We start from the raw sequence: 24,635 nt of genomic DNA on the forward strand, positions 1-24,635 counted from the left end.
CATGATCGACCCGCAACTGCAAAGCAAAGCGCTGCGTCGGCTAAGCATCATCAAAGGCCAGGTCAACGGTCTGGAGAAGATGATCCGCGAGCAGAAGTACTGCGTCGACGTGTTGACGCAGATCTCCGCCATCCACGAAGCACTGCGCGGCGTTGGGCGCGAGGTTGTCGAAAACCATCTGCGCACCTGCGTGACGGACGGCCTTCGCAAGGGCGACGCGGAAAAGCATTACAAAGAACTGATGGACATCGTCTATCGACTGTCCAAGTGAGGCTGTTATGAAAACCACCACCTTTACCGTTCGCGGGATGCATTGCGCTTCATGTGTGAACCACGTTGAGCGGAGCCTGCGCAAAGTGGCGGGCGTGTCCGAGGTTTCGGTCAACCTGCCGTTCGAGCAGGCCAGCGTTGAGCATGACCCGGCAGCGGCGTCGGTCGATCAACTGGTCGATGCGGTGCGCGATGCTGGTTACGAGCCTGAAGCGCCAGCCGACGATGAGGACGAGCCGCCAGGTCAAGCCGACCATGCGCCGGGGGGCGCGCCCTCACACGCGCATGCACACGGCGAAGACACGGCGGCCGACTCGCGAGCCTGGCGGCTGCGGCTGCTTGCGTGTGGCGGGCTGGCGGTTGTGGTCATGCTGCTGGGCATGTTGTGGATGGGGTCGCGCACGAGCGCCTGGCTTCAGCTTGTGCTCGCGACGCCGGTGCAGATCGTGCTCGGCTATCCGTTTTACGTGGGCGCGTGGAAAGCGCTCAAGCAGTACCGGACGGACATGGACACGCTGGTCGCGCTGGGCACGACGGTCGCGTTCGTGTACAGCGCTGCGCTGGTGCTTTTCACGGACGGGACGGCGGTTTACTTCGACACGGCGGTGGTCATTCTCGCGCTGATCGGCGTGGGGCGATGGCTGGAAGCGCGGGCCCGCGGGTCGGCGGCCGCGGCGATTCGCGAGTTGATGCAGCTGCAACCCCATGAAGCGACCGTCATCCGTGAGGGTGATGAGCAGGTCGTGCCGATCGAGCAGGTGCGGACGGGCGATCTTGTGCTCGTTCGGCCGGGCGAGCGCGTGCCGGTCGATGGGGTGATTCAGCAAGGCCAGTCGGCGGTGAATCAGGCGATGGTGACGGGCGAGTCGATGCCCGCTGAGCTTGGGCCGAGCGATCGCGTGTTCGCGGGCACGATGAACACGACGGGCAGCTTTCGCTTTGAGGCGACCGCGACGGGGGGCGAGATGCTGCTGTCGCGCATCGTGACGATGGTCAAGCAGGCGCAGGCGTCGAAAGCGGGGATTCAGCGGATTGTCGACCAGGTGGCGGGCGTGTTTGTGCCGGTGGTGGTACTGATTGCGATTGCATCACTGCTGGGCTGGGGCGTGTTTGCCGGGGCGTGGGTGTATGGCATGCTTGCGCTGGTGGCTGTGCTGATCGTCGCATGTCCGTGTGCGCTGGGGCTGGCGACGCCGACGGCGATCATGGTCGGTACGGGCATCGGTGCGCGGAGCGGCATACTCATCAAAGACGCTGCGGCGCTCGAGCGAGCCGGGCGGTTGACGGACATCGTGCTCGACAAAACCGGCACGTTGACGGAGGGTCGGCCGACGGTGACGGATGTGGTGTCGATCGGCGATGCGAGCGACGGCGAACCGCTGCGCCTCGCGGCGGCGGTGGAGCGGGACAGTGAGCATCCGCTGGGGCGGGCGATTGTGGCGCATGCGCGGGAGTCGGGGGTCGACGTGCCTGCGGTGGAGCGGTTTGAGTCGATCACGGCCGGGGGTGTGCGGGGTGTGGTTGAGGGGCGGTCGGTGATCGTCGGCCGACTGGACACGCTGCGCGACGCGGGCGTGAGCATCCACGGCGATGTCGAGCAGCAGCTCGCGCGGTTGCAGGGTGAGGCGAAGACGGCGGTGGTGGTCGCGGTGGATGGTGAGCCGAGGGGGTTGATCGCGCTGGCTGACCAGCCGCGCGAAGGGGCGCGCGAGGCGGTGGCGGCGCTGCACAAGCTTGGGCTGCGGACGGTCATGCTCAGTGGCGACAACCGAGCGACGGCCGAGGCGATTGCGAAGCAGCTTGATATTGATGACGTGATCGCTGAGGTGCTGCCCACGGACAAGCAGGCGAAGGTGCGCGAGCTGCAACAGCAGCGGCGCGTGGTGGCGATGGTCGGTGATGGGATCAACGATGCACCGGCGCTGGCGGCGGCGGACATCGGCATCGCGCTCGGCGGCGGCACGGACGTGGCGATGGAGGCAGGCCATGTCGTGCTGGTGGGCGACAATCTGAGCAACCTGCCGCGGGCGATTCGACTCAGCAGAGCGACGATGCGGCGGATCGTGTTCGGCTTGTTCTGGGCGTTTATCTACAACCTGACACTGATCCCGATCGCCGCGATGGGATGGCTGAACCCGATGTACGCGGCGGCGGCGATGGCGCTGAGCAGCGTGAGCGTGGTGATGAATGCGCTGTATCTGAGATGGTCGTGGCGGGGGTGAGCGTGTGGCGATGAGCGTGTGGCCGTTTGATGTTCAGCGCGGTTTCAGATTTGGTTTGACGGGTGCTACACAGAAGGCCGCCCCCGGAAAGCTGTAAACAGGCTGCTTGAGTCGGCCAATCGGCGTGGTGGCCGGGCGTCTTTCCCGCTCGATTCTGACGGCCGGGTCAGGGTTACCCCTCTGACATTGCGCGGCCTGTTCAAGATATGCTGCCGATGTGAAAGTCGCCCTTGTCACTGACGTCTGGCACCCGCAGGTCAACGGGCTGGTGCACACATGGCAGCATATGCAACGCGAGCTGGCCGAGCTTGGCCACGAGCTGGCTGTGCTGCATCCGGGGCTGTACCCGAGTCGGCCGCTGCCGCGTTATCCGGAGAACCGGCTGGTGATGCGGCCGTGGCGGGCGGTGCGGGAGTGGCTGGCGCGTGAGCAGCCGGACGCGATCCACCTCGCGACGGAGGGGCCGCTGGGTCTGGCGATGCGGCAGTGGTGTCGGCAGCGGGATTGGCCGTTCACCAGTTCATATCACGCCCGGCTGACGGTGGTGCTGCCGCGGTATGCGCGTGTGCCGACCTCGCTGGTGCGGGCGTATGTGCGGTGGTTTCACGGTGCGGCGGCAACGACGCTCGCACCGGCGGCGAGCGTGTGTGAAGAGTTGCACGACATTGGCGTGCACCGTGTGGCCGTGTGGAAGCATGGCGTGGACACGCATCGTTTTCGCATCTGCGGCGGAGGCGCGATCGCCGAGCTGCCTCGGCCGATCTTCCTCTATGTGGGCCGAGTGGCGTGGGAGAAAGACCTCGCGGATTTTCTCAAGCTGGACCTGCCGGGCAGCAAGGTCGTGGTCGGCGACGGGCCGGCGATGCCCTCGCTTCGCAAGCGGTTTCCGCAGGCCCACTGGCAAGGCTATCGCACGGGCGACGAACTGGTCCGGCATTACAACGATGCGGACGTGATGGTCTTCCCCAGCCGAACGGACACGTTCGGCATGGTGCTGCTGGAGGCCAACGCGTGCGGGTTGCCGGTGGCGGCCTATCCCACGCCGGGGCCGGTGGACGTGGTGGACCCCGGCGTCAGCGGCGTGTTGGATGACGATCTGCGACGAGCCTGCATGAATGCGCTGAAGCTGGACAGCGACGCCTGCCGACGACATGCACAGCAGTTCAGTTGGGCCGCAGCCGGCCGGGCTCTGGTCGAGCAGCTTGCGCCCGCACAGCCTCAGCAAGCCGTGGCATGACAGGCCGCTGGCAGCACGCGGACTCACCACCCGCCGTACGCAAGCTCACCAAGAGCGGGCTTCACCAGGAAAAGCCATCGTTGTGATCGCGTCGATGTGACGAGGGCGGATCGTCATTGTCTTCGTCGTCGTGTTCGTCGTCGTCGAGATCATCCGCATCCGACGCCGGGCCGCCGTGCGAGGCGATGTTGTCTTCGTTGAGCAGCGCGTCCGCGTCGATCGGCTCGCCCGACCATGCGGGCAGGTCGCTGTCTTCGTCGGCAAACCAGCCGTTGCCGATCTCGCCGAGCACGCCGTCGTCCTCTTCGTCGGCGAACGGCCCGCTCATGGGTTGGCCCTGCTCGTCCCGGTACTCTGGATCGATGGGGAAGATGTCGAAGCCGAAGCCCTTGCCGCTGCAGCCGGGCGTGGGACATGCCCAGCACCCTTCGCGTCGGCCGTTGTCGGCGGTCCGCTCCTGCCACTGGATCAGGTAGCTTTCATACTCCTGTTGGCAGTGGATGCAGACCACTTCCGTGGGAATGGCCGGCGGGCGGAACGGGTCGGTGTCCGGGTTGGGGCGGTGGATCGGCATGACTATACCCCAGCATGCATCGTAAACCGGGCGGACGCAAGCCCCCTCAGCCACATTTCAGGAGATTCTAGGCCCCCCATAGGCCCGAGGCAGGCATATTCGGACGGTCATCCACTCAGCAGCCAGATCAGCTCCGCCACCACCACCAGCATCAGGTACCCCACCAGCAGCGTGCCCGGCAGCCAGAGCACCGCGAGCGTTGCCTTCCCGCCGTGCGTGTGGTGTGCTCTGCTGAGCATGATGATCGCCGCGACCAGCGTCCAGATGTACACCGCCTGCCCGCAGTAAAACCCCACTATCGGGACCGCCATCAGCGCCGCCGGGGCGAGCGCATAGTTGACCAGCCGGGCGGTGACGAGGAATCGCTGCTCGCGTTTGGGCTCGATAAGCCACAGCATCAAATGGGCCGGCCCTGCCACCAGCAGCGTCGCGAGCAACGGCGTGATCGCAGCGCTGACCAGCAGCAGGCCGCCGAAGAGCACCACGATGCCAACCATCATGAACATCTCAACGCCACCCGTGTTGCCGCTGACGGTGATTATGCCGATCGGGATGAGCATCAGCCCGCCGCAGGTCAGCGTCTGCACCACCGCGCCGAGCAGATGACACACGAACGCGAACAGGTACGACACCCCATAGCTGCTGTCCGGCTGCAGGCGGTCGACCAGCTGCGTCGGCCGAAGCAGCACCATTACAAACGTCCGCCACCAGGCGCGCCAGAAGCCGACCCGTCGTCGGTTGTCCCAGGGCAGCGCCTGCGCCTCAACCGCCCACGCATCATCACTCAACGGCACGACCGACATATGCGTCACCGCCATCGTCTGTCCGCACGCCGAGCAGGTTGCTTCGTCGCTGTTGGCCGGCAGGTATTGATCGCCCTGCCCGGCGTGATGAGCCTGGCAATGCGGACAAGCGAACGCGACCGTGCCCGGCCGATAGCGATAGCTGCGCAGGTCAAACCCATCGCCACACTCCGGACAGCGCGGCTGCGACAGGTTCCACAAAGCGTAGCCACACGTTCGACATTGCATGAAAGGTTCGCCCCTTGCCTGTACGTCGCAGCAGCGTACGCTTCGCCACGCCGATTGCCAACTGACATCGTCGCTTTGCCAACCCTCATTTCGTTGAATGAGAAACGATCAAACGACCTCGCTACCCTTATTGCTCATCATTCGCTAACATTTCCTCTCATGTTCTTCGTCCGTAAATACCCCTGACCTGATTGCATGACGCTATTCATCACCATTGCCGGCGGGGTGGCGCTCATTTTGTATGGCGTCCGCTCGCTTCGAAAAGGGCTCGACCGTCTGTTCGGTCCGCAGCTCGGGCGTTGGATGCGCCAACTCGCCAGCTCGCGCATGCGGTCGTTCTTCTGCGGCCTCGGCGTCTCGCTCGCAGCGCCGTCGAGCACGACCATCTCCGTCCTCAGCGTGCAGTCGGTACAGCTCGGCCACCTCTCCGCGCAGAAGATGCTCGCCGTCATGCTCGGCGCGAACATCGGCCTCACGCTCATGGTGTTGCTGATCGCGTTGCAGTTTGAAACCTACGCCCCGCTGCTGATCCTCATCGGCGTGCTCGGCTACCAGTTCAGCCAGCGACGCAACATCCGCGGCATCGGCCAGATCATCCTCAGCCTCGGGTTCATCTTCATGGCCATCGGCCTGATCAAGCACGGCTCGGGCATGATCAACCCCGAAGGCGATCTCATGGCCATGCTCGAACTGGCGCAGAACCACCCGGTCCTGCTCGCCTCGCTCGCCGCCATCCTCGCCGTCATGCTCCAGTCCTCCACCGCCGCCATCGGACTGGTCGTCGGCCTCGCCGCCACCGGCGCGGTCGGGCTCGAGCTCGCCGTCCCCGCCGTTGCCGGCGCGAACGTCGGCCTCTCGTGCAGCACCCTCCTCGTCGGCTGGGGCCAAACCGAGTCACGCCGACTCGCCCTCGGCAACCTCACAGCCAAAGTGGCCATCACCGTACTCACCCTCACCCTCCTCCCGCTGGTCATCAACCTCGTCGGCCGCATCCCCACCTCGCTGGAGATGCAGGTCGCCCTCTGGCACACCAGCTTCAACCTTATCCTCGCCGCGATCTTCCTCCCACTCACCGGCCCGGTCTACCGCCTCACCCGCCAGATCATCCCACCCGTGCCCGAAACCGCCTTCGGCCCGCGCTACATCACCACCAAACCTGTCGAGGGCTTCTCACTCGCCACCGGCCAGTCGATGCGCGAAATCCTGCGCATCTCCGAAATCGTCCGCGCCATGCTCACCGACACATGGAAAGCGCTGGTCAACCGCGACGAAGCACTCGCCCTTCGCGTGCAGGAACGCGACAACGACGTCGACCTGCTCGACCGCGAAATCAAACGATATCTCGCCCAGATCGGCAGCCAGGACGGCAACGAAGACGGGTCCAGCGAGGTCATGCGCCAACTCCGCTACCTCTCCGAACTCGAAGCCATCGGCGATATCATCGACAAAAACCTCGCCGAGCTCGTGCTCAAACGCATCCGCCATCGCATCACCTTCTCCGACGCCGGCTGGAACGAGCTCAACGACTTCTACAAGCAAGTCGCGCACAACATGCTCATCGCCGAGACCGCCTTCACCACCCGCGACAACGACCTCGCCCGCCAACTGCTGCAAAACAAAGAACAGCTCAGCGAACTCGAACGCAAGCTCCGCGATCAACACTTCCACCGCCTCAAGACCGGCGAGCAGCTCACGCACGAGTCCAGCGCCGTCCACCTCGACCTGCTCACACACCTCAAGCGCATCAACCACAGCGTGACCCACGTCGCCTACGCAGTGCTCCAGTTCGGCGCGCCCGGCAAAGACAAGAGCGAAGAAATCCTCACCGCGGAGGAATGACCCAACCACCCGCCCCCGTAACGCTCGGCATGCCTTACACTGCCCCCATGGACCTGACGCGTTGCCGAAACGTCATCATCTTCGGCGGCAGTTTCGACCCGCCCCAACGGGCCCACGTCGAACTGCCCGAGCAGGTCCGCCGCGCGATCCACGCCGACGTCGTCGCGTACATGCCCGCCGCGCGTTCGCCGCTCAAGCTCGGCCGGCGGCAGGCCTCCGCCGAGCATCGTTTGAATATGCTGCGCCTCGCCCTGGCCGACCGCCCGCACACTGTCGTGCTCACCGACGAACTCGACCGCGCCGCCGACGGCCGACCCAGCTATACCGTCGACACGCTCGAAGCGCTCCGCCGCCGTCTGCCTGCCGAGGTTCAACTGCGTCTGCTGATTGGCGCGGACCAGGTGTATACGTTCGACCAATGGCATCGCGCAGCGAGGGTGATCGAGCTTGCACAGCCGATCGTAATGGTTCGCCCGCCCGACACGCGAGCGACGCTGCTCGACGCGCTCACCCCGACCACTCGGCAGCAATGGGAGCCGCGCCTCGTCGCGGTCGACGCGATGCCCATCAGTTCAACGATGGTGCGCGAAAGTGTGCAACGCAACGAGCCGATCGACGACCTCGTGCCCGCACCGGTCGCCCGCTACATCGCCGAGCATGACCTGTACCGCGAGTGATGCTCGCTCACGCTTCGCCGAGCGCTTCGAGCAGTTGCGATTCATCCCAAGTATCAATGCCCAGTTCGCGGGCCTTGTCGAGTTTGCTGCCTGCCGACTCGCCGGCGATGACGAGGTCGGTCTTCTTTGACACGCTGCCGGTGACTTTCGCGCCAAGCGATTCAAGCCGGTCAGCGAGCGCCTTCCGCTCAAAATTTTCCAGACTGCCGGTCAGCACGATCGTCTTGCCAGCGAAGGGCGAGTCCGTGGCCGACTGCTGCGCTGCCGTCGCGGGCGAGGTCATGTCGACACCCGCGGTACGCAGCTCGTCGATCACATGCTTGCCCGCCTCGCTTTGCAGAAAGTCGTGCACCGACTGCGCGATCACGCCCGGCTTGTAGTTTTCCTTCGCCTGTTCCTTCTTCTTCGTTTCAAGATCGCCCGTGCTCAACGCAAGGTCGATCGCTGTGACGTCGGCCGTCATCAACGCATCAATGTCCGCGAAATGCTGCGTAAGCAGTTGAGCCGTCCGCGAGCCGAGATGCCGCACGCCAAGCCCAGCCAGCACGCGCTGCAACCCGCGCGACTTGCTCTGCTCAATGCCTTTCAGCAGGTTGTCCACCTTCTTTTCGCCCATACGGTCGAGTTCGAGCAACTGGTCGCGATGCTCATGCAACGCGTACACATCGCCAAAGCTGTGCACCAGGTCGGCTTCGAGTAGCTGGTCAACCATCTTCTCACCGAGGCCGTCGACATCCATCTGCCCTCGGCCGGCGAACCAGATGAGCTTTTCGCGAAACTGGGCCGGGCATTCGGGGTTGATGCAACGGTGGGCGACTTCGTCTTCCAGCCGCTCGACCGGCTCGCCGCAGCTTGGGCATGCCTCGGGCACGGTGATGAGCTTCGCGTCCTTCGGGCGTTTGTCGCGGACGACCTTTTTCACTTGCGGGATGATCTCGCCGGCCTTTTCGATGATGACCGCATCGCCGATGCGAAGGTCCAGTCGATCGATCTCGTCCGCGTTGTGCAGCGTGGCGTGCTGCACCGTCGTGCCCGCGACGAAGACAGGCTCCATCGTGGCGCGCGGTGTGAGCTTGCCCGTCTTGCCGACCTGCCAGTCGACCTTGAGCAGCTTTGTCTCCGCCTGTTCCGCGGCGTACTTGTAGGCGATGCACCAGCGGGGTGCTTTGGCGGTGTAGCCGAGCTTGTCCTGCTCGTCGTAACGGTTGACTTTGACGACCATGCCGTCCGTGCCGTAGCCGAGGTCGGCTCGCTTGTCTTCAAACTGTTCGATGGCCTTCCAAATTTCGTCGAAGCTGCGGGCGCGCGTCGTCGCCGGGTTGACGGGAATGCCCCATCGCGTGATCGACTGGAGCAGGTCGCTATGGGTGGCGAAGCGATCGGGCGCGATCTCGCCGCGGCCGTGGGCGTAAAAGTGCAGTCGTCGGTCGGCCACGGCGCGCGGGTCGAGCTGCTTCAACGTGCCCGCCGTTGCGTTGCGCGGGTTGGCGAACGGTTCGAGGCCGGCCTCGCTGCGTTTGTCATTGATGCGCTTGAACTCGTCGTGCGGCATGTAAATTTCGCCGCGCACTTCGAGTACGTCGGGCACGTCGTCATCGTCCGCCAGCCGTAGCGGAACGGCACGGATCGTCCGCACGTTGCTGGTGATGTCATCCCCCGCGCGGCCGTCGCCTCGGCTGGCGGCAAGGGTGAGCTTGCCCGCTTCATAGCGCAGGCTCACCGCTACGCCGTCGACCTTCGGCTCAAGAATGAACTCGACGTGATCGTTCGGCTGCTCGTCCTGATCGAACAGGCTGCCGAGCGTCGGCTCGCGGTCTTCGTCGACGGCGTGCTTCTTGCCGAGCCCCTTGGTCACACGATCGAACCAGGCGCGCAGCTCGGCCTGGTCGTACGTGTTGTCGATGCTCATCATCGGCCGACTGTGTTCGACCGTGTTGAAGCCTTCGATCGGCTCGCCGCCGACGCGCTGGGTCGGCGAGTCGTCGGTCACCAGTTCCGGATGGTCGGCTTCGAGTTGCTCAAGCTCTTTCAGCAACGCGTCAAACGCGCGGTCGCTGATCTCCTGCCGGGCCTCGATGTAATAGAGGCGGTTGTGGCGGTCGATCTCGCGACGTAACTCGGCAATGCGTTCGGCGGCAGCGGTCATGCGACAATTCTACCTGACGATTTCCCGTTCAGGTTGCAACATTTAGCCGCGGTGCTTGCACCGCGCTCTTCGGCGGACGGGTCGAACGCGCGGGCGGCCCGAAGCGCGGTGCAAGCACCGCGGCTAAATGGGGGGCCTTGCCGCGCTGTCGTGTTATGAGCCTTCGGGCACGCGGACGTCGTGCTTGCGGGCGGTCTGCACGCGCAGTTGCAGTTCGCGCAGTTGCAGTTCGTCGACCGCGGCGGGCGCGCCGAGCATGAGGTCCGCGCCGGTCTGCGTCTTGGGGAAGGCGATGACGTCGCGGATGTTGCTCGTGCCGGTCAGGTGCATGATGATCCGGTCGAGGCCGAAGGCGATGCCGCCGTGTGGCGGCGCGCCGTATTTCAGCGCGTCCAGCAGGAAGCCGAACTTTTCCTGAGCCTCTTCGTTATCAATGCCGAGCACTTTGAAGACCTGACGCTGCACGTCGGGCTGGTGGATACGCACAGATCCGCCGCCAAGCTCCGAGCCGTTGAGCACGAGGTCGTACGCTTTCGAGCGGACCGCAGCGGTGTCGGTCGCGATCTTGTCGATGTCTTCATTCAGCGGCGCGGTGAACGGATGGTGCAGGCTGTCCCATCGCTTCTGCTCTTCGTTCCATTCAACCATCGGGAAGTCGACGACCCAGACCCATTCCCACTGGTCGGGCTTGATGAGTTCGAGGTCGCGGGCGAGCTTGACGCGCAGCTCGCCGAGCACGCGGTGAACCACAGCCGGCTTCGCGTCGACGCCGAAGCAGATCAGGTCGCCGTCTTCCGCACCGAGGCGTTCGATGAGGGCGTCTTTCACCGAATCGATGAACTTGGCGATGCCCGTGCTGAAGCTGCCAGCTTCGACCTTGGTGATCGGCAGGCCGCCTGCGCCGAACTGCTTGACCCACTCGGCGAGGGCGTCGGTCTGCTTGCGTGTCATCTTCGCGCCGCCGGGCACGCGGATGGCTTTGACGATGCCGCCCGCGTCGATCGCGCCGCGGAAGACTTTGAAGTCGGTTTGCTTAGCGATGTCGGACACGTCGACGAGTTCGAGGTCGAACCGCAGGTCGGGCCGATCCGAGCCGTACCTGCTCATCGCCTCGGCGTAAGGCATGCGGCGGATGCGTTCGGGGATATCGACGTCGAGGATCTCTTTCCAGATGCGACGCATGAGGCCTTCGCAAAGGCCCATCACATCGTCCGGCTCGACGAAGCTCATCTCGATGTCGAGTTGGGTGAACTCGGCTTGACGGTCGGCACGCGGGTCTTCATCGCGGAAGCAGCGGACGATCTGGAAGTATTTATCGAAGCCGGAGACCATCAGGATCTGCTTGAACAGCTGCGGGCTCTGCGGCAGCGCGTAGAACTCGCCGGGCTGAAGGCGTGAGGGCACGAGGAAGTCGCGAGCGCCTTCGGGGGTGGATCGGCAGAGGAACGGGGTTTCGATTTCGTAGAAGCCGTTCGCGTCGTAGTAGTCGCGCATGATCTTGGTCACGCGGTGTCGCGTGCGGAGGATCTGCTGCATGCGCGGTCGGCGGAGGTCGATGAAGCGGTAGCGAAGGCGATGCTCTTCGCCGATCTTGCCGTACTCGTCGGGGGTGAATGGCGGGGTTTCGCTTTTGTTGAGCACTTCGAGGTGGGTGGCCTGCACTTCGATCGCGCCGGTGGGAAGCTTGGGGTTCTCCATGCCGGCTTCGCGGGCGACGCATTTGCCTTCAATCCATGCGACGTCTTCGTGGCGGAGTTTGTCGGCGAGCGCGTGGGCGTCGGCGTTGTCGGGGTGGAAGACGATCTGGGTCAGGCCGTCGCGGTCGCGGAGGTCGATGAAGATCACGCCGCCGTGGTCGCGGTAGTTGTTGACCCAGCCGGCGAGGCTGACGGTCTGGTCGACGTGTTCTTTTCGCAGTTGGCCGCAGGTTTGCGTTCGTGGTTTCATGGTCTTCTAGCTCGTGTTGCGTGGCAAAGAGGGGTGATGATACCAAGGGCGGCGGGGGTGTGGGGTTTCTGGTTTCTCGTTTCTCGTTGTGAGGAGGCCCACGGATTGAATCCGTGAGCTTCGGGGGAGCGATGAGCCACGAGCGACCAGCGGAAAGACCTGCCCTGACTCCTGTCCCTGACGGCGGCGGGCGGGTGTGCTAAGATTCACGGCTCACCCGACCTTTAAGACGACGACCATGAACACCGCTGTTTCCGCTACCGCCCCCCCTGCCGCGCCGGCCGCGGCGAATGGCAGCCTTGCCCTCGCGACGATGACGTTGTGGCGACGGGAAATGGTGCGCTTCTTTCGACAGCGGAACCGTGTGATCGGCGCGTTTGCGACGCCGGTGGTGTTCTGGCTGCTGCTGGGGTCGGGGTTGAACCGTGCGTTTGCTGTGCCCGTCGCGGGCGAGGCGGCGGAGTCGATCGGATACCTGGCGTACTTCTTTCCGGGGGCGCTGGTGCTGATCCTGCTGTTCACGGCGATCTTCTCGACGATCAGCGTGATTGAAGATCGCAACGCGGGGTTTCTTCAGGGTGTGCTGGTGTCGCCTGCGCCGCGGCTGGCGATTGTGCTGGGGAAGGTGTTCGGGGGGGCGAGCATTGCGACGCTGCAGGGGATTTTGTTTTTGCTGGTGTGGCCGATCGTCGGCGGGTGGCCGGGGCTTGGGGCGATGCTGCTGGCGGTGGTGGTAATGTTCGTGCTGGCGGTGGGGTTGACGGCGCTGGGGTTGTGCATTGCGTGGCCGCTGGATTCGACGGCGGGGTTTCATGCGATCATGAATCTGTTTCTGATGCCGATGTGGTTCCTCAGCGGCGCGGTGTTTCCGGTGGTGACCGCGCCGTTGTGGTTGCAGGTGGTGATGTATGCGAACCCGCTGACGTATGGCTTGAGCGTGATGGCGGCGGTGTTGCAGGGGGTGGAATCGCCGGCGATCGCGCCGCTGCCGATGGGGGTGAACGTGGCGGTGATGCTGGTGTCGTGCGCGGCGCTGGTGGGGTTGGCGACGTGGATCGTGGGGCGGACGAAACGAAACGGGGTTTGATGCCCGCTGACGGATGTGGGCGGGCGGATGTTGCACGGCGCGTGAGGGGCGTGGCCTTTTTTGAGGTGCGTTGCCATGGCGAAGAAGACGAACGAGTTTCGGAACACCTTGCTGTTTTTCGCCGGCGCTGCGGTGGGCGCGGTGGTGCTGGCGGGGTTGCTGGCGTCGGTGACGGTGATGATGCGCGGCACGCCGACGGCGAGCGAGCGCGAGCCGGTGCCGGTGTTGTATGGCGTGCCGTCGTTTGAGTTGACCAGCCAGGCGGAGCAGGCGGTGCGTCGGGACGATCTGCGTGGCAAGGTGTGGGTGGCGAACTTTATCTTCACGCGCTGTGCGAGTGTGTGTCCGATGGTGACCGGCCGAACCGCGGAGTTGCAGCAGATGCTGCGGACGCATGAGCGGTGGTCGGACATGCGTTTGATCAGTTTTACGGTGGACCCCGGGCATGACACGCCGGAGGTGCTGCGTGACTACGGCCAACGGTTCGGGGCCGACCCGGAGCAGTGGCTGTTTCTCACCGGCGAGCGGGACTATGTCTGGCAGTTGATCGAGCAAGGGTTTCGGCTGCCGGTGGAAGATGCGCCGGATAATCCGGAGATGCCGATCCTGCACAGCGACAAGTTCGTGCTGGTGGACCGGGACGGTCAGATCCGCGGCTACTACAGCGCACTGGATCAGGCGGAGCGGGCGCAGTTGCTGGTGGACCTGCATACGGTCGTGTCCGAGCCCTGGTCGAGCGATGGTGATGCGGGATCGCGGGCAGCGGCGGGAGCGGCGCGGCGATGAACATTGACCTTTCGTTTCTGCCTGCGGTGAATGCGGGGCTGAACGCCACGGCAGGTGTGCTGTTGCTGGTGGGGTTCGCGTTGATTCGGCAGCATCGCGTCAAGGCGCATCGCAATGTGATGATGGCGGCGTTTGGCGTGTCGGCGTTGTTTCTGGTGACGTATGTGGCGCATTATGTGTGGCGGGCGGCGGTGGCCGGCGGGGTGCACACGCGATACAACGCCGAGGGGTATCTGCTGTGGGGCTACTATGGGATGCTAATCAGCCACATCCTGCTGGCGATCTTCGTGCCGTTGTTTGCGGTCGCGTTGATTTACCTGGGGCTGACGAAGCGTTACGCAGCGCATCGTCGGCTGGCGAAGGTGGCGTGGCCGACGTGGATGTATGTATCGGTGACGGGCGTGCTGATCTATTTCATGCTGTATCACTTCAATCCGGAGGCGTGAATTCCGCCCCCCGAATTTGGACGCGACGTGAGCGAGGCGAACTTTACACCACCGACGACGGAACAGGTTGAAACGCTGCTGGACGAGCATCCGCTGCGCTCGCCGTCGCCGTTGGCGGCGTGGGGGCCGTTGATCGGGCTGGTGGCGTTGCTGGTGGTGGTACTGGTGATCGGCGGCATATGGGGAGTGATCCTGCCATGGCTGGGGCTTGGCGTGCTGCTGGGGTATCTGATGCTGCGAATGCGTCGGGTGCGGCAGGTGGAGCAGCGTGTGACGCGGGCGCAGGAACTGGCGATGCTTCGACATCACCAGCAGGCGTTGGCGATGGGCTGGCGGTTGCTGCCGAAGTCGAACACTTCGCCGGCCACCTACCTGCGGACGATGACGCTGATCGGGCATTGCCTGGAAGAGTTGAAAGTTTACGAGGGGGCTATCGCCTGCTTCGATCGGTTGCTGGATGTGCTGCCACAGGAACACCCCGGTGCGGTTCACTTGCGCATTCATCGCGCGATCGCGGCGCTGGGCTGCGAACGGCTGCTGGATGCGGATGACGGGCTGAGTCGACTGCGCGGGACGATGGGGCAGTATCCGCAGTCGCCGCTGTCGGCGTTGTATCGGTTGGCCGACCTGATCCAGGCGGTGCGGACGGGGCATTATGCCGACCCGCTTCGCGAGGCGGACACGCTGCTGGCGGAGCTGCGGCCGCTGGGGGTGGAGGCCGGGTATGGGCATGGGCTGATGGCGGTTTGTTATCACCATGCACGACCTGACGCGAGCGACGAGCACGGCCGATCGCGGCAGCGCGAGCAGTCGGCGATGTGGTGGCAACGGGCGACGACGCTGCTGCCGAGCGAGGCGCTGGTCGCGCGGTTCCCCGAACTGGCGGTGATGCAGGCGGAAGCGGGGGATACGTGATGCAATGGAACTTTTCCGATGAGCCGGGTCGGCCGTCGGCCAGCCCGCCGGGGGGCAAGCCGCCCGCGCCGCCCCCGCCTGAGGCGTCGGACTCAACTTCGCGCGATGGTGGTAGTCGTATGACGATGCAGGCGGAGGCGGCGATGATCAGTCCGCCGTTCACCCCCGAGCGGATGCGGCGGCAGATCATCTTCGACAGCGCGATGCACTGGCTCGGTGTGCTGGTGATGGTGGCGGGGTTGATCGTGCTGCTGTCGCTGGCGGAAGGCGGGGGCACGCTGTTGACCGTCTTACCGGTGATCCTGGTGCTGGCGGGCTGGATGATGATCAACCTGATCAGCGCCCGCGTGTCGCGCGAGCTGCCGCGGCTGTCGGCGCTGATCGGCGACGACCCGACGCTGGCGGAGATCCAGCTGGCCGAGCATTTGCGACGGCGGCCACTGCTGCGGTGGGTCAGGCTGATGCTGTATCACCACCTGGCGATGCTGCGTCATCGACAGCGGCGGTTTGCGGAGTCGGCGGCGATCTGCCGAGCGGTGCTTGACTATCGACTGGGCCCGGCCCGCGACGCCCGGCCGCATCTGCTGCTGATGATGGCCGAGTCGACGCTGGAGTGTCGGGACCTCGGCTCGGCGTACGGCGCGTTGAACGATCTGCATCGCGTTCGGCTGAACCTGGTGGAGGCGATTCAGCGCTTGGCGTTACAGACGCGGTACGAGTTGATGGCAGGCTATGATGAGGCGGTGCTGCAGAGTCGGCAGCAGAAGGTGAACCTTGCCGAGCTGATGCCCGCGCCGCAATGCGCAGCGATGCATGCGATGCTCGCCATTGCCGCCGACCGCCGACGGGACGAGGGGCTCGCAAGCTGGTTGTGGCGGCGGGTGGAGTTGCTGGCGACACCCGAACAGTTTGAGCGGTTTCGCGTGGGCGACTTCGGCGTGGGCATTGTCGATGCGGTGAAGCCGATGGCGCAGCAGCACGGCCCGACGGGGCATGACCATCGCGCCTCGGCGTAGGGAGCATCGCGTTTCGGTAGCTCGCCCCGATCGGCAAACCAGGCGGACGCCGCATAAACTGTTCGGCGTCCCTGAACCCCCATTGAAACGAGATTGCCCGTGCTTGCAACGCTGTTGCCTCATGACTGGTTTGGCGAACGGTCGACATGGCTGCTGATCGTGGTGGCGGTGGTGGCGATCGCGGCGCTGATCAAAGGCGCGGACTGGCTGGTGGACAGCGCAGCGACTGCGGCGTATCGGCTGGGGCTGTCGAAGATCATCATCGGCGCGACGATCGTGTCGCTGGGCACGACGAGCCCGGAAGCGGCAGTGTCAGTGATGGCGGCGTGGGCGGGCAATCCGGGGCTGGCGCTGGGCAACGGCGTGGGGTCGATCATCGTCGACACGGGGCTGATCTTCGGGCTGGGCTGCCTGTTCGCCACGCTGCCGGCCGACCGATTCGTGCTTAATCGGCAAGGCTGGGTGCAGGTGGGCGCGGCGGCGCTGCTGGCGGCGGTGTGTTACACGGTGTTCATCATGCACGGCGATACGGCGGCAGTCGGCCGCGCGGTGGGCATGGTGTTCGCCATCCTGCTCGTGGCGTACATGGTCATCAGCGTGCGGTGGAGTCGTCGGCATCCGTATGGCGAACCGCACCTGATGGCGGACACGCCGACGCAGACGGATGCGGAAGTGCTGAACTTTGAAGGCGACGCGCTGCCCATCGATACGAGCGTGCCGATGTGGTCATTGATCTGCTGGGGCGTGGCGGGGCTGGCGGTGGTGGTGCTGGCGAGCGATGTGCTGGTCGGCTCGGCGACGGAGCTGGCGGAGCGGGCGTCGGTGCCGCAGGTGGTGTTGGCGGCGACGCTGGTGGCGTTCGGCACTTCGCTGCCGGAGATGGCGGTCGGGCTGACTTCGCTGCGCAAGGGGCACGCCGAACTGCTGGTGGGCAACATCATCGGCGCAGACATATTGAATGTGCTGTTCGTGATCGGGTTCGCGGCGCTCGCGGCGCCGCTGCCGCTGGTGGACGAGCCGGGCATGGCGGGGCGTTACATTTTCCTCTGGCTGCACCTGCCGACGATGTTGCTGATGCTCGGGTTCATGCGGCTGTGCATCATCTGGGCCGGGCCGACCGGCTACTTTTCGCGGTGGATGGGCGTACCGCTGGTGGTGGGGTATGTCGCCTACGTGGTGATTCAATTAGTCGCGACGGCGGGGTCATGATCGGGGTCATGATTGTGCGGGCGTCGCCGACATGTCGGCAGCGTTTTTGCGGATCAGCGCAGCGAGGCTGAGGCAGTCGGCGACGAACGCGCCGAGGTCGTCCGGTTCGACGCGCTCATCGTGCAGGAAGAACGCGAGCAGATCGCGGCGGGCTTCGATCACCATCGAGCGATTTTCTTGCAACGGCTGCTGCACATCGGGTGTGAACAGCGCGTTGATATGTTCGCGGTCGCGGCCGAGCACGAGGTTGTGCTCGCCGAACTTCGTGTTGGCGTCGAAGATCTTGTTGCGGTGGATGTGGCGGAACAGGAAGTTGTTGGGCATGACGCGGAAGCGTGGCAGCGGATGTTTGAAGCCGCTGACGAGTACGACGACCTTTTCCATCGTGTGATGCTGCGCGTTGCTGGCCTCGAACCCGAGCACGACGTGAACGACCTTGACGTCGAACTCTTCGCTGGGGTAGTGCAGTGCGCCGCGGATGGTGAGTTGGCGGGCGTACATGCTCATGTCGCCGAACACGTCGCCGATGGATTCGGAGAGGGTTTCGAGCTGTTTTTGATCGTTGATCGGCTCGAAGCCGGGCTGTTGCACGAAGGCGTCGAAACGTTGCGTTCGGCCGCGGCGTCTGTACCAGGCGACGACGCCCCAGATGATCGCGACGAGAACGCCGCCGGCCCCGACCTGGAGGGCCACGTCAATCCGTCCGCCGCCGCCGGCCTGTGCGAGTGTGTTGATCAACTCGGGCGTGAGTGCGTGCATGGGTGCTTTACTCCGTGATCAAGCAGGGAGGCTTGGCCCGCGGCAACGATCGGGCCGACGTGTGAAGTTATTCGAACAGCAGTCGATCACCATTATCGTCGGTGCTGATGCGCATGCCAAGATGTTCGCCGCCGGCGCGGGTGAGCTGCCTGCCCTTTCGCGTGCGGGCGAGGAAGCCGATCTGCAACAGGTAGGGTTCGACCATGTCTTCGAGCGTGCCGGCGTCTTCACCGAGTGTGGCGGCGACGGCTTCGAGGCCGACGGGTCCGCCCTGGTAGACCTCGCCGATGACGCGCATGTACTTGCGGTCGAGTTCGTCGAGGCCGAGCTTGTCGACGCCTTCGAGTTTCAAAGCCTGGTCGACCACGTCGGGGGTGAGGCTGCCGTCGGATCGCACTTGGGCGAAGTCGCGGACGCGCCGCAACAGGCGGTTGGCGATGCGGGGCGTGCCACGCGATCGGCTGGCGATGAGTTCGAGCGACTGTTCGAGCGACTTGTCGGCGTGGTCGGCGGTGAGCTTCAGCAGACCGGCGCTACGGTGGAGGATGCGCAGCAGGTCGGTTTCGCTGTAGAAGTCGAGGTTGTGCGAGACGCCGAAGCGCGATCGCATCGGCCCGGACAGCAGGCCGGCGCGGGTGGTCGCCCCGATGAGGGTGAAGGGCTTGATCGGCAGCGTAATCGTCTTGGCGTGCATGCCGGAGTCGATCTGGAAGTCGATCTTGAAATCTTCCATGGCCGAGTAGAGGTACTCCTCCACGGCCACGGGCATGCGGTGGATCTCGTCGATGAACAACACGTCGGCGCGCTGCAGTTTGGTGAGCGTGCCGACAAGGTCGGCGCCCTTGGTCAACGCGGGGCCGGCGGTAACGGTGAGGTGTGTGCCCATCTCGTTGGCGACGATGTGCGCGAGGGTCGTCTTGCCCAACCCCGGCGGGCCGTGCAGGAGCAGATGCTCCATCGGTTCGTTGCGTTCGCGGACGGCCTGGAGCACGATGCGAAGCTTTTCGACGAGGCGGGGTTGGCCCACATAATCATCGAGGCTTGTGGGTCGGAGCGAGAGGTTGATGGCCTCCTCTTTGGGGCCCGCCGACTCGCCGGAGATTATGCGTTGCTTGGCCATGGCTGGTGAATGTTAGCATGGTCGGCGGCGTTCCGCCTTCGCGTTTGTCAGTCTGATGACTCGCAGCCGACTGACAAACGCGAACGCGGTGCTGTTATGATCGTAGGTTAAGAAGACGTTATGGCCGACGCCGATGCACCATCCACGCGATACCGACCACACTGGGGCATACGCATGCTCACCTGGCTGCTGATTGCGCTGCTGGTGTGGACGGCGGCGGTGTGGCTGCTGCAACGCCAGGCGTTGTTCCCGCGACACGTGGCGAACATGGCGCCGGCGATCGATCGGCCGAGCGATGCGGAAGTGCTTCGGCTGGACACGTCGGCGGGCGAGGTGGTGGCGTGGCTGCTGCCGGGCGAAGGCGTGAGCGCCGATCGGCCGGGGCCGGCGGTGATGTTCGCCCACGGCAACGGCGAGCGGATCGACTTCTGGCCCGCCGCGCTGCAACGTTATCGCGATATGGGCGTCACCGTCATGCTGCCAAGCTATCGCGGCTACGGCCCGTCGGCGGGCAGGCCCTCGGCTCGGGCGATCCTCGACGACTTCACCCGCTTCCACGACAAGCTCGCGGCCCGCGATGACGTCGACGCGGACCGCATCATCTTCCACGGCCGATCGCTCGGCGGCGCGACGCTGGGCACGCTCGCTGGCACGCGACCGCCCGCCGGGTTGATCCTCGAATCCACCTTCACCAGCACCGCCGCGATGGCGCGGTCGTACCTGGTCCCGCCGTTTCTCATCCGCGACCGCTTCGATGCGCTCACGCCGTTGCGCAATCACGCCGGGCCGGTGCTCATCATGCACGGCAGGCTGGACACGATCGTCCCGTCGCGGCACGCCGAGCACTTGCACGCCGCCGCGGCCGACAGCGAACTGGTGTGGTTTGAAACGACGCACAACGATCCGATGCCGGAGCGGGAATACTGGCAGGCGATCGAAAGCTATCTTCAAGAGCATGATCTGCTGACAGCCGAGCCGACCGAGCCAGGGTGATCGCATCCGACCGCCCGCTGACCGCCATGCACGATCTGCTGCGTGCACTACAATGCTTATTTGCCAGCCAGGCAATATCGTTTCTAATCAGACAGACAGGAAGCACACCATGAGCGAACGTACAGGACTCGTCACACTTAAAGGCAACCCCATTACACTCGTCGGCGATGAATTGAAAGCCGGCGACAAAGCGCCCGACTTCCAGCTCACCGGCACGGACATGAGCAGCAAGTCGCTGAGCGATTACGAAGGCAAGGTGAAGCTTGTCGTCGTCGTGCCGTCGCTGGACACGTCGGTCTGCGATACGGAAGTGCGCAAGTTCAACGAGCACGCCACATCGCTTGGCGACGACATCATCGTGCTCACCGTGAGCATGGACCTGCCGCCCGCGCAGAAGCGATGGTGCGGCGCAGCCGGCGTCGATCGTGTCGAATGCCTCAGCGACTACAAAGACCACAGCTTCGGCAAGGCGTGGGGTCTTCGCATTAAGGAAATCGGTTTCCTCGCCCGCAGCATCTTCGTGCTCGACAAGGACAACACGGTTCGCTACATGGAACTCGTGCCCGAAATCGGCCAGGAACCGGACTACGACGCAGCGCTCGCCGCGGCGAAGCAGCTGGTGTGAAATACCGCAAGTACTATTGTTCGCCTGGTAACGCCCTGTGTACCCGGTGAATGAAGAAACGCGTAAAGCCCACGGATGGCCATCCGTGGGCTTTTTTTATGACAAACTTCGATGTCTGCACGAATGAAGTCGCCGGGCTTGATGATCACGTATTCCATTCGTGAGGTGGTTTCAGGTGTAGGGGGTGCGGTGCGTCTGGAAGATGCCTTTGAGGTAGCCGACGGCGAACAGGTGTCCCAGCGAGGCGTAGCCGGGGATGTCCGGGTTTTCGCCGTGCATGGTGGGCACGTGGTCGTCGCGGAGCGGGCCGGCGAACCCGACGTCGTGGTACAGCTTCAACATGGCGGGCATGTCGGTCGGGCCTTCGTCGTGCCAGGTTTCGGTGAAAGCGTCAGCCGAGCCTTCCACGTCGCGCACGTGGACGAACGCGAGCCGACCCTGCTCGGCGAAGCGGCGGACGGTGGCTTCGAGGTCACAGCCCATCAGCTTGAAATTCGCCTGGCAGAACGTCACCGCATTGTGCCGGCTCGGCGCGAGTTGGTACGCGCGATCGAACGCCTCGACACTGCCGAACAACCGCGGCACGCTGCCGAGCTGCGGCAACGGCGGATCGTCCGGATGCAGCGCGAGCGTCACGTCCGCCTGCTCCGCAGCGGGGAGCACCGCTTTGAGAAACGCCTGATAGTTCGACCACAGTTCATCGTGACTCAGCTCCAGCTCATCGGCAACAGGAAGCTTCGTCAGCTCGAAGCGCGTGGTCAGCGAGCCGCCGCGCAGGGGCACGCTCACATCTGTGCGATGCCAGTCATGCTCGGCGGTCTTCGGGCGGAGCATGAAGTTGTAGCACAGCAGCTTCAGGCCGAGTTCGCCCATGTGGCCGAGCATCTGGCGGTAGCGGTCGAAGTCTTCGTCGCGGCCCGGTTCGCCGCGTTTGATGCGGCTCATGTCGAACGGATCGCCTTCCAGGCCGAGCAGCGTGATGCCCGCGTCGGCGAAGCGCGCCTGCAACGTGCGCAGTACACCGGCTTCCCACGGCGGGCCGAGCCCGGTGAGTTGCGGCTGGGCCTTGACCACCGCATGTGTCACGCCGACCTGCTTCGCCAGCGTCCAGCAGCGCTAAGCTCGCCCGGCTAACGTGGGGTTCATTTGTTGTTGTGTCAGCCGGCCGTCGGTTCCCATCCTCGACTGCGCTTGACTGCTTCCAGCCACCGCTCGCGCAGCTTGTGCACGCGATCGTCCGACATCGTCGGCTCAAATCGGCGATCGACCTGCCACTGCGCCGCGATCTGCTTTCGATCGGTCCAGACACCGGTCGCCAGCCCCGCCAGGTAGGCCGCGCCGGCCGCGGTTGTCTCCGTCACCTTCGGCCGAACGGTCGGCACGCGAAGCACGTCGGCTTGAAACTGCATGAGCAGATCGTTCGCCGCAGCGCCGCCATCGACCCGCAACTCTGTGATGTCCATGCCCGCGTCGGCGTGCATCGCTTCAAGTACGTCGGCGGTCTGGAACGCAATCGCCTCCAGCGCCGCGCGGGCGATGTGGCCGGCGGTCGTGCCGCGCGTCAGCCCGACCAGCGTGCCGCGAGCGTATGGGTCCCAATGCGGTGCGCCAAGCCCTGCGAAGGCGGGCACGAGATACACGCCGCCGTTGTCGTCCACGCTCGCAGCGAGCTTTTCGATTTCACTGGATGAGTCGATCATGTGCAGCCCGTCGCGAAGCCACTGCACCACCGCCCCACCGATGAAGATGCTGCCTTCGAGCGCGTATTCGACTTCGTCGCCGAGTTGCCACGCAATCGTCGTCAGCAGGTTGTGCTTTGAGGTGCGGGGTTTGTTACCGGTGTTCAGCAACATGAAGCAGCCCGTGCCGTAAGTGTTCTTCGCCATGCCGGGCGTCATGCACATCTGCCCGAACAGCGCCGCCTGTTGATCGCCCGCCACGCCCGCGATGGGCACGGCAGTGCCGAGCAGTTCCGGGTCGGTTTCGCCATACACTTCGCTCGACGGCCGAACGTCCGGCAGCAGCTCGCGCGGGATGCTCAGATGTTCGAGCAACTCATCGTCCCATTGCCCGGTGCGGATGTTGTATAGCAGCGTACGTGAGGCGTTGGTCGCGTCGGTGATGTGCACTCGGCCGACGGTAAGCTTCCAGATCAGCCACGTATCGACCGTGCCGAAGGCGAGCTCGCCGCGCTGGGCGCGCTCGCGTGCGCCGTCGACGTGTTCGAGCAGCCAGTTGATTTTCGTGCCGGAGAAGTAGGCATCGAGCACGAGGCCGGTCTTCTGTTGAAACGTGTCGGCGAAGCCGGCGTTGCGAAGGCGGTCGCAGAGGTCGGCGGTGCGGCGGTCCTGCCAGACGATGGCGTTGGCGATCGGCTCGCCGGTCGCGCGGTCCCAGATGAGCGTGGTTTCTCGCTGGTTGGTGATGCCCACGCCGGCGATGTCGCCGGGAGAAAGGTCGGCCAGATCCAGCGCTTCGCGGGCGGCACGCAGCTGCGACCGCCAGATGGCCTCGGGGTTGTGCTCCACCCAGCCCGGCCGGGGGAACAGCTGCTCGAACTCATGCTGAGCCCGGGCGACGATGCCCCCCTGCTGGTCGAAAACGATGGCACGCGAGCTGGTCGTGCCCTGATCCAATGCCAGTACGTGGGTTTTCGTCGTCATCGCGCCACTCCACTTCGCTGCCCGATTTCACTGTCTCGCTCAGCCACCCCATCCTACTGCGAACGCCCGCGATCTCACACCATGACCCGGTTTTGTTAGCCCCCCTGCCCAACCTGCGCAGAACTTTGCCCAACTGCACAATTCCGCGACCCGCCGGGCCGACCATCGCATAGAATAAACGTCAGGCGCAAACGACCGGCAGGCGGCTGCCGAGGTCTCGGCTTCGATCCTGTCGGCCGGTGTGCTATATTGATGACCTGTTCCCCGTACGCCACCTACAGGAGGCCCCCCTTTGTCGCTTCAAGAACAACTGCACGAGCTTTTCCTGCTGGACCAGCAGCTTCGCGGCCTGCGTAACCGCCTCGACGCCGGGCAAAGTCGCCAGCGGGCGCAGCAGAACAAGCTCGTGCAGCTTCAGCAGCAGCAGCAGGAGCTTTCCCACCAACTCCGCCAGACCCAGGTCAACGCCCAAACGCTTGAGAAGCAATCCGGCGAGATGGAGGCCCGCATCAACGAACTGCGCGGCCGCATGAACAACGTCACCAGCAATAAGGAATACTCCGCCCTGCTGGTCGAGGTGAACACGCTGAAGGTCGACAAGAGCAAAATCGAAGACCAGGCGCTCGAACAGATGAACGAGGTGGACACGCTCAAGCAGCGGGTCACCGATATCGAACAGAAGATCGACGACCAGAAAAAACTCGTCAGCGGTGCGGACAACGAAGTCGACTCCGCCCGCGCGGAAGTGGGCGATCGTCTGGATGAAGTGGCGAGCAAACGTCAGGCCGCCGCCGAGAAAGTACCCGCCGACGCCCGCGCCGTGTTCGAACGGCTTGCCGACTCATACGAAGGCGAAGCGCTTGCCGAGGTTGAGGAAGCGAACCGCCGTCGCATGGAATACAACTGCGGCGGCTGTTACATGAGCCTGCCTATCGAACGCGTCAACGGCATCATGATGCGAACCAACGAACTGGTCACCTGCCCCAACTGCAACCGCATCCTCTACATGAAACCCGAGTTGAAGTCGGCGCTCAGCGGGGCGAAGTAACCGACGATTGAAGATTCGCGTATCG

The 24,635-nt window shown here is 64.5% G+C and carries 22 protein-coding genes; 14 read left to right on the plus strand and 8 right to left on the minus strand.

The genetic code is table 11. The features are described from left to right. Position 1 precedes the first annotated feature (1 nt). The 3 genes from ACERK3_16645 (at position 2) to ACERK3_16655 (ending at position 3,729) form a co-directional block, all read left to right on the plus strand. A complete protein-coding gene (locus ACERK3_16645) occupies positions 2 to 271 on the plus strand; it encodes a metal-sensitive transcriptional regulator (protein MFA9479914.1) in 270 nt (89 codons plus the stop codon). 7 nt (positions 272 to 278) lie between these two features. Continuing rightward, positions 279 to 2,492 (plus strand): heavy metal translocating P-type ATPase, encoded by a 2,214-nt coding sequence (locus tag ACERK3_16650; protein ID MFA9479915.1) that lies wholly within the window; start codon positions 279 to 281, stop codon positions 2,490 to 2,492. 217 nt (positions 2,493 to 2,709) lie between these two features. Continuing rightward, complete coding sequence (locus tag ACERK3_16655; protein ID MFA9479916.1) at positions 2,710 to 3,729, plus strand: glycosyltransferase family 4 protein; 1,020 nt, start codon at positions 2,710 to 2,712, stop codon at positions 3,727 to 3,729. 61 nt (positions 3,730 to 3,790) lie between these two features. Here ACERK3_16655 and ACERK3_16660 read toward each other — a convergent pair whose 3' ends face one another. Further along, positions 3,791 to 4,303: a hypothetical protein gene (locus ACERK3_16660; protein MFA9479917.1), complete on the minus strand. Its 513-nt coding sequence runs from the start codon at positions 4,301 to 4,303 to the stop codon at positions 3,791 to 3,793. A gap of 107 nt (positions 4,304 to 4,410) precedes the next feature. After that, positions 4,411 to 5,334 (minus strand): hypothetical protein, encoded by a 924-nt coding sequence (locus ACERK3_16665; GenBank protein ID MFA9479918.1) that lies wholly within the window; start codon positions 5,332 to 5,334, stop codon positions 4,411 to 4,413. Between the two features lie 195 nt (positions 5,335 to 5,529). Here ACERK3_16665 and ACERK3_16670 point away from each other — a divergent pair, with 195 nt between their 5' ends. Further along, positions 5,530 to 7,173: a Na/Pi cotransporter family protein gene (locus tag ACERK3_16670; protein MFA9479919.1), complete on the plus strand. Its 1,644-nt coding sequence runs from the start codon at positions 5,530 to 5,532 to the stop codon at positions 7,171 to 7,173. Continuing rightward, a complete protein-coding gene (nadD, locus tag ACERK3_16675; GenBank protein ID MFA9479920.1) occupies positions 7,170 to 7,850 on the plus strand; it encodes a nicotinate (nicotinamide) nucleotide adenylyltransferase in 681 nt (226 codons plus the stop codon). Before ACERK3_16670 ends, nadD begins: the two co-directional genes overlap by 4 nt. A 7-nt stretch (positions 7,851 to 7,857) precedes the next feature. Here the strand turns inward: nadD and ligA are convergent, their stop codons facing one another. Together ligA and aspS are read right to left on the minus strand one after the other, a co-directional pair. After that, entirely contained in the window at positions 7,858 to 9,996 is a 2,139-nt protein-coding gene (gene ligA / locus ACERK3_16680) for an NAD-dependent DNA ligase LigA (GenBank protein ID MFA9479921.1), read from the minus strand. A gap of 153 nt (positions 9,997 to 10,149) precedes the next feature. Next, complete coding sequence (gene aspS, locus ACERK3_16685) at positions 10,150 to 11,943, minus strand: aspartate--tRNA ligase (GenBank protein MFA9479922.1); 1,794 nt, start codon at positions 11,941 to 11,943, stop codon at positions 10,150 to 10,152. 238 nt (positions 11,944 to 12,181) lie between these two features. Between aspS and ACERK3_16690 the strand changes: the two genes are divergently transcribed. The 6 genes from ACERK3_16690 to ACERK3_16715 all read left to right on the plus strand — a co-directional run bounded on the left by ACERK3_16690 (position 12,182) and on the right by ACERK3_16715 (position 17,402). Then, positions 12,182 to 13,030: an ABC transporter permease gene (locus ACERK3_16690; GenBank protein MFA9479923.1), complete on the plus strand. Its 849-nt coding sequence runs from the start codon at positions 12,182 to 12,184 to the stop codon at positions 13,028 to 13,030. 75 nt (positions 13,031 to 13,105) lie between these two features. Next, a complete protein-coding gene (locus tag ACERK3_16695) occupies positions 13,106 to 13,816 on the plus strand; it encodes an SCO family protein (GenBank protein ID MFA9479924.1) in 711 nt (236 codons plus the stop codon). Then, positions 13,813 to 14,262: a DUF420 domain-containing protein gene (locus ACERK3_16700; protein ID MFA9479925.1), complete on the plus strand. Its 450-nt coding sequence runs from the start codon at positions 13,813 to 13,815 to the stop codon at positions 14,260 to 14,262. Before ACERK3_16695 ends, ACERK3_16700 begins: the two co-directional genes overlap by 4 nt. Positions 14,263 to 14,289: 27 nt before the next feature. After that, a complete protein-coding gene (locus ACERK3_16705; protein ID MFA9479926.1) occupies positions 14,290 to 15,177 on the plus strand; it encodes a hypothetical protein in 888 nt (295 codons plus the stop codon). Further along, positions 15,177 to 16,193, plus strand: a complete 1,017-nt coding sequence (locus ACERK3_16710) for a hypothetical protein (protein MFA9479927.1) — start codon at positions 15,177 to 15,179, stop codon at positions 16,191 to 16,193. The genes ACERK3_16705 and ACERK3_16710 overlap by 1 nt, the downstream gene beginning before the upstream one ends. 99 nt (positions 16,194 to 16,292) lie before the next feature. After that, entirely contained in the window at positions 16,293 to 17,402 is a 1,110-nt protein-coding gene (locus ACERK3_16715) for a sodium:calcium antiporter (GenBank protein ID MFA9479928.1), read from the plus strand. A 6-nt stretch (positions 17,403 to 17,408) separates the two neighbouring features. On the opposite strand, the gene ACERK3_16720 is transcribed toward ACERK3_16715, so the two are convergent. Both ACERK3_16720 and ruvB read right to left on the minus strand, forming a co-directional pair. After that, entirely contained in the window at positions 17,409 to 18,161 is a 753-nt protein-coding gene (locus ACERK3_16720; GenBank protein ID MFA9479929.1) for a hypothetical protein, read from the minus strand. A gap of 67 nt (positions 18,162 to 18,228) precedes the next feature. Continuing rightward, entirely contained in the window at positions 18,229 to 19,281 is a 1,053-nt protein-coding gene (gene ruvB, locus ACERK3_16725; protein ID MFA9479930.1) for a Holliday junction branch migration DNA helicase RuvB, read from the minus strand. A 120-nt stretch (positions 19,282 to 19,401) separates the two neighbouring features. Between ruvB and ACERK3_16730 the strand changes: the two genes are divergently transcribed. Both ACERK3_16730 and tpx read left to right on the plus strand, forming a co-directional pair. After that, positions 19,402 to 20,274 (plus strand): alpha/beta hydrolase, encoded by an 873-nt coding sequence (locus tag ACERK3_16730; GenBank protein MFA9479931.1) that lies wholly within the window; start codon positions 19,402 to 19,404, stop codon positions 20,272 to 20,274. A 109-nt stretch (positions 20,275 to 20,383) separates the two neighbouring features. Further along, entirely contained in the window at positions 20,384 to 20,899 is a 516-nt protein-coding gene (tpx, locus tag ACERK3_16735) for a thiol peroxidase (GenBank protein ID MFA9479932.1), read from the plus strand. 171 nt (positions 20,900 to 21,070) lie between these two features. Here tpx and ACERK3_16740 read toward each other — a convergent pair whose 3' ends face one another. Further along, positions 21,071 to 21,985, minus strand: coding sequence for a mannonate dehydratase (locus ACERK3_16740; protein MFA9479933.1), 915 nt, complete (start codon positions 21,983 to 21,985; stop codon positions 21,071 to 21,073). Between the two features lie 71 nt (positions 21,986 to 22,056). Further along, positions 22,057 to 23,562, minus strand: coding sequence for a glycerol kinase GlpK (glpK, locus tag ACERK3_16745; protein ID MFA9479934.1), 1,506 nt, complete (start codon positions 23,560 to 23,562; stop codon positions 22,057 to 22,059). Between the two features lie 292 nt (positions 23,563 to 23,854). On the opposite strand from glpK, the gene ACERK3_16750 reads away from it, so the two are divergent. Then, the gene (locus ACERK3_16750) at positions 23,855 to 24,610 is read left to right on the plus strand and encodes a zinc ribbon domain-containing protein (protein MFA9479935.1); all 756 of its coding nucleotides are present in this window, start codon (positions 23,855 to 23,857) and stop codon (positions 24,608 to 24,610) included. Positions 24,611 to 24,635 lie beyond the last annotated feature (25 nt).

The organism is Phycisphaerales bacterium AB-hyl4, from assembly GCA_041821185.1.
GTDB lineage: Bacteria > Planctomycetota > Phycisphaerae > Phycisphaerales > Phycisphaeraceae > Natronomicrosphaera > Natronomicrosphaera hydrolytica.

Coding starts and splice junctions, on each gene's coding strand:
- ACERK3_16695 (MFA9479924.1), top strand. CDS start 13,106: ATGGCGAAGAAGACGAACGAGTTTCGGAACACCTTGCTGTTTTTCGCC.
- ACERK3_16710 (MFA9479927.1), top strand. CDS start 15,177: ATGCAATGGAACTTTTCCGATGAGCCGGGTCGGCCGTCGGCCAGCCCG.
- nadD (MFA9479920.1), top strand. CDS start 7,170: ATGACCCAACCACCCGCCCCCGTAACGCTCGGCATGCCTTACACTGCC.
- glpK (MFA9479934.1), bottom strand. CDS start 23,562: ATGACGACGAAAACCCACGTACTGGCATTGGATCAGGGCACGACCAGC.
- tpx (MFA9479932.1), top strand. CDS start 20,384: ATGAGCGAACGTACAGGACTCGTCACACTTAAAGGCAACCCCATTACA.
- ACERK3_16660 (MFA9479917.1), bottom strand. CDS start 4,303: ATGCCGATCCACCGCCCCAACCCGGACACCGACCCGTTCCGCCCGCCG.
- ACERK3_16730 (MFA9479931.1), top strand. CDS start 19,402: ATGGCCGACGCCGATGCACCATCCACGCGATACCGACCACACTGGGGC.
- ACERK3_16670 (MFA9479919.1), top strand. CDS start 5,530: ATGACGCTATTCATCACCATTGCCGGCGGGGTGGCGCTCATTTTGTAT.
- ACERK3_16720 (MFA9479929.1), bottom strand. CDS start 18,161: ATGCACGCACTCACGCCCGAGTTGATCAACACACTCGCACAGGCCGGC.
- ACERK3_16690 (MFA9479923.1), top strand. CDS start 12,182: ATGAACACCGCTGTTTCCGCTACCGCCCCCCCTGCCGCGCCGGCCGCG.
- ruvB (MFA9479930.1), bottom strand. CDS start 19,281: ATGGCCAAGCAACGCATAATCTCCGGCGAGTCGGCGGGCCCCAAAGAG.
- ACERK3_16645 (MFA9479914.1), top strand. CDS start 2: ATGATCGACCCGCAACTGCAAAGCAAAGCGCTGCGTCGGCTAAGCATC.
- ACERK3_16650 (MFA9479915.1), top strand. CDS start 279: ATGAAAACCACCACCTTTACCGTTCGCGGGATGCATTGCGCTTCATGT.
- ACERK3_16665 (MFA9479918.1), bottom strand. CDS start 5,334: ATGCAATGTCGAACGTGTGGCTACGCTTTGTGGAACCTGTCGCAGCCG.
- ACERK3_16700 (MFA9479925.1), top strand. CDS start 13,813: ATGAACATTGACCTTTCGTTTCTGCCTGCGGTGAATGCGGGGCTGAAC.
- aspS (MFA9479922.1), bottom strand. CDS start 11,943: ATGAAACCACGAACGCAAACCTGCGGCCAACTGCGAAAAGAACACGTC.
- ligA (MFA9479921.1), bottom strand. CDS start 9,996: ATGACCGCTGCCGCCGAACGCATTGCCGAGTTACGTCGCGAGATCGAC.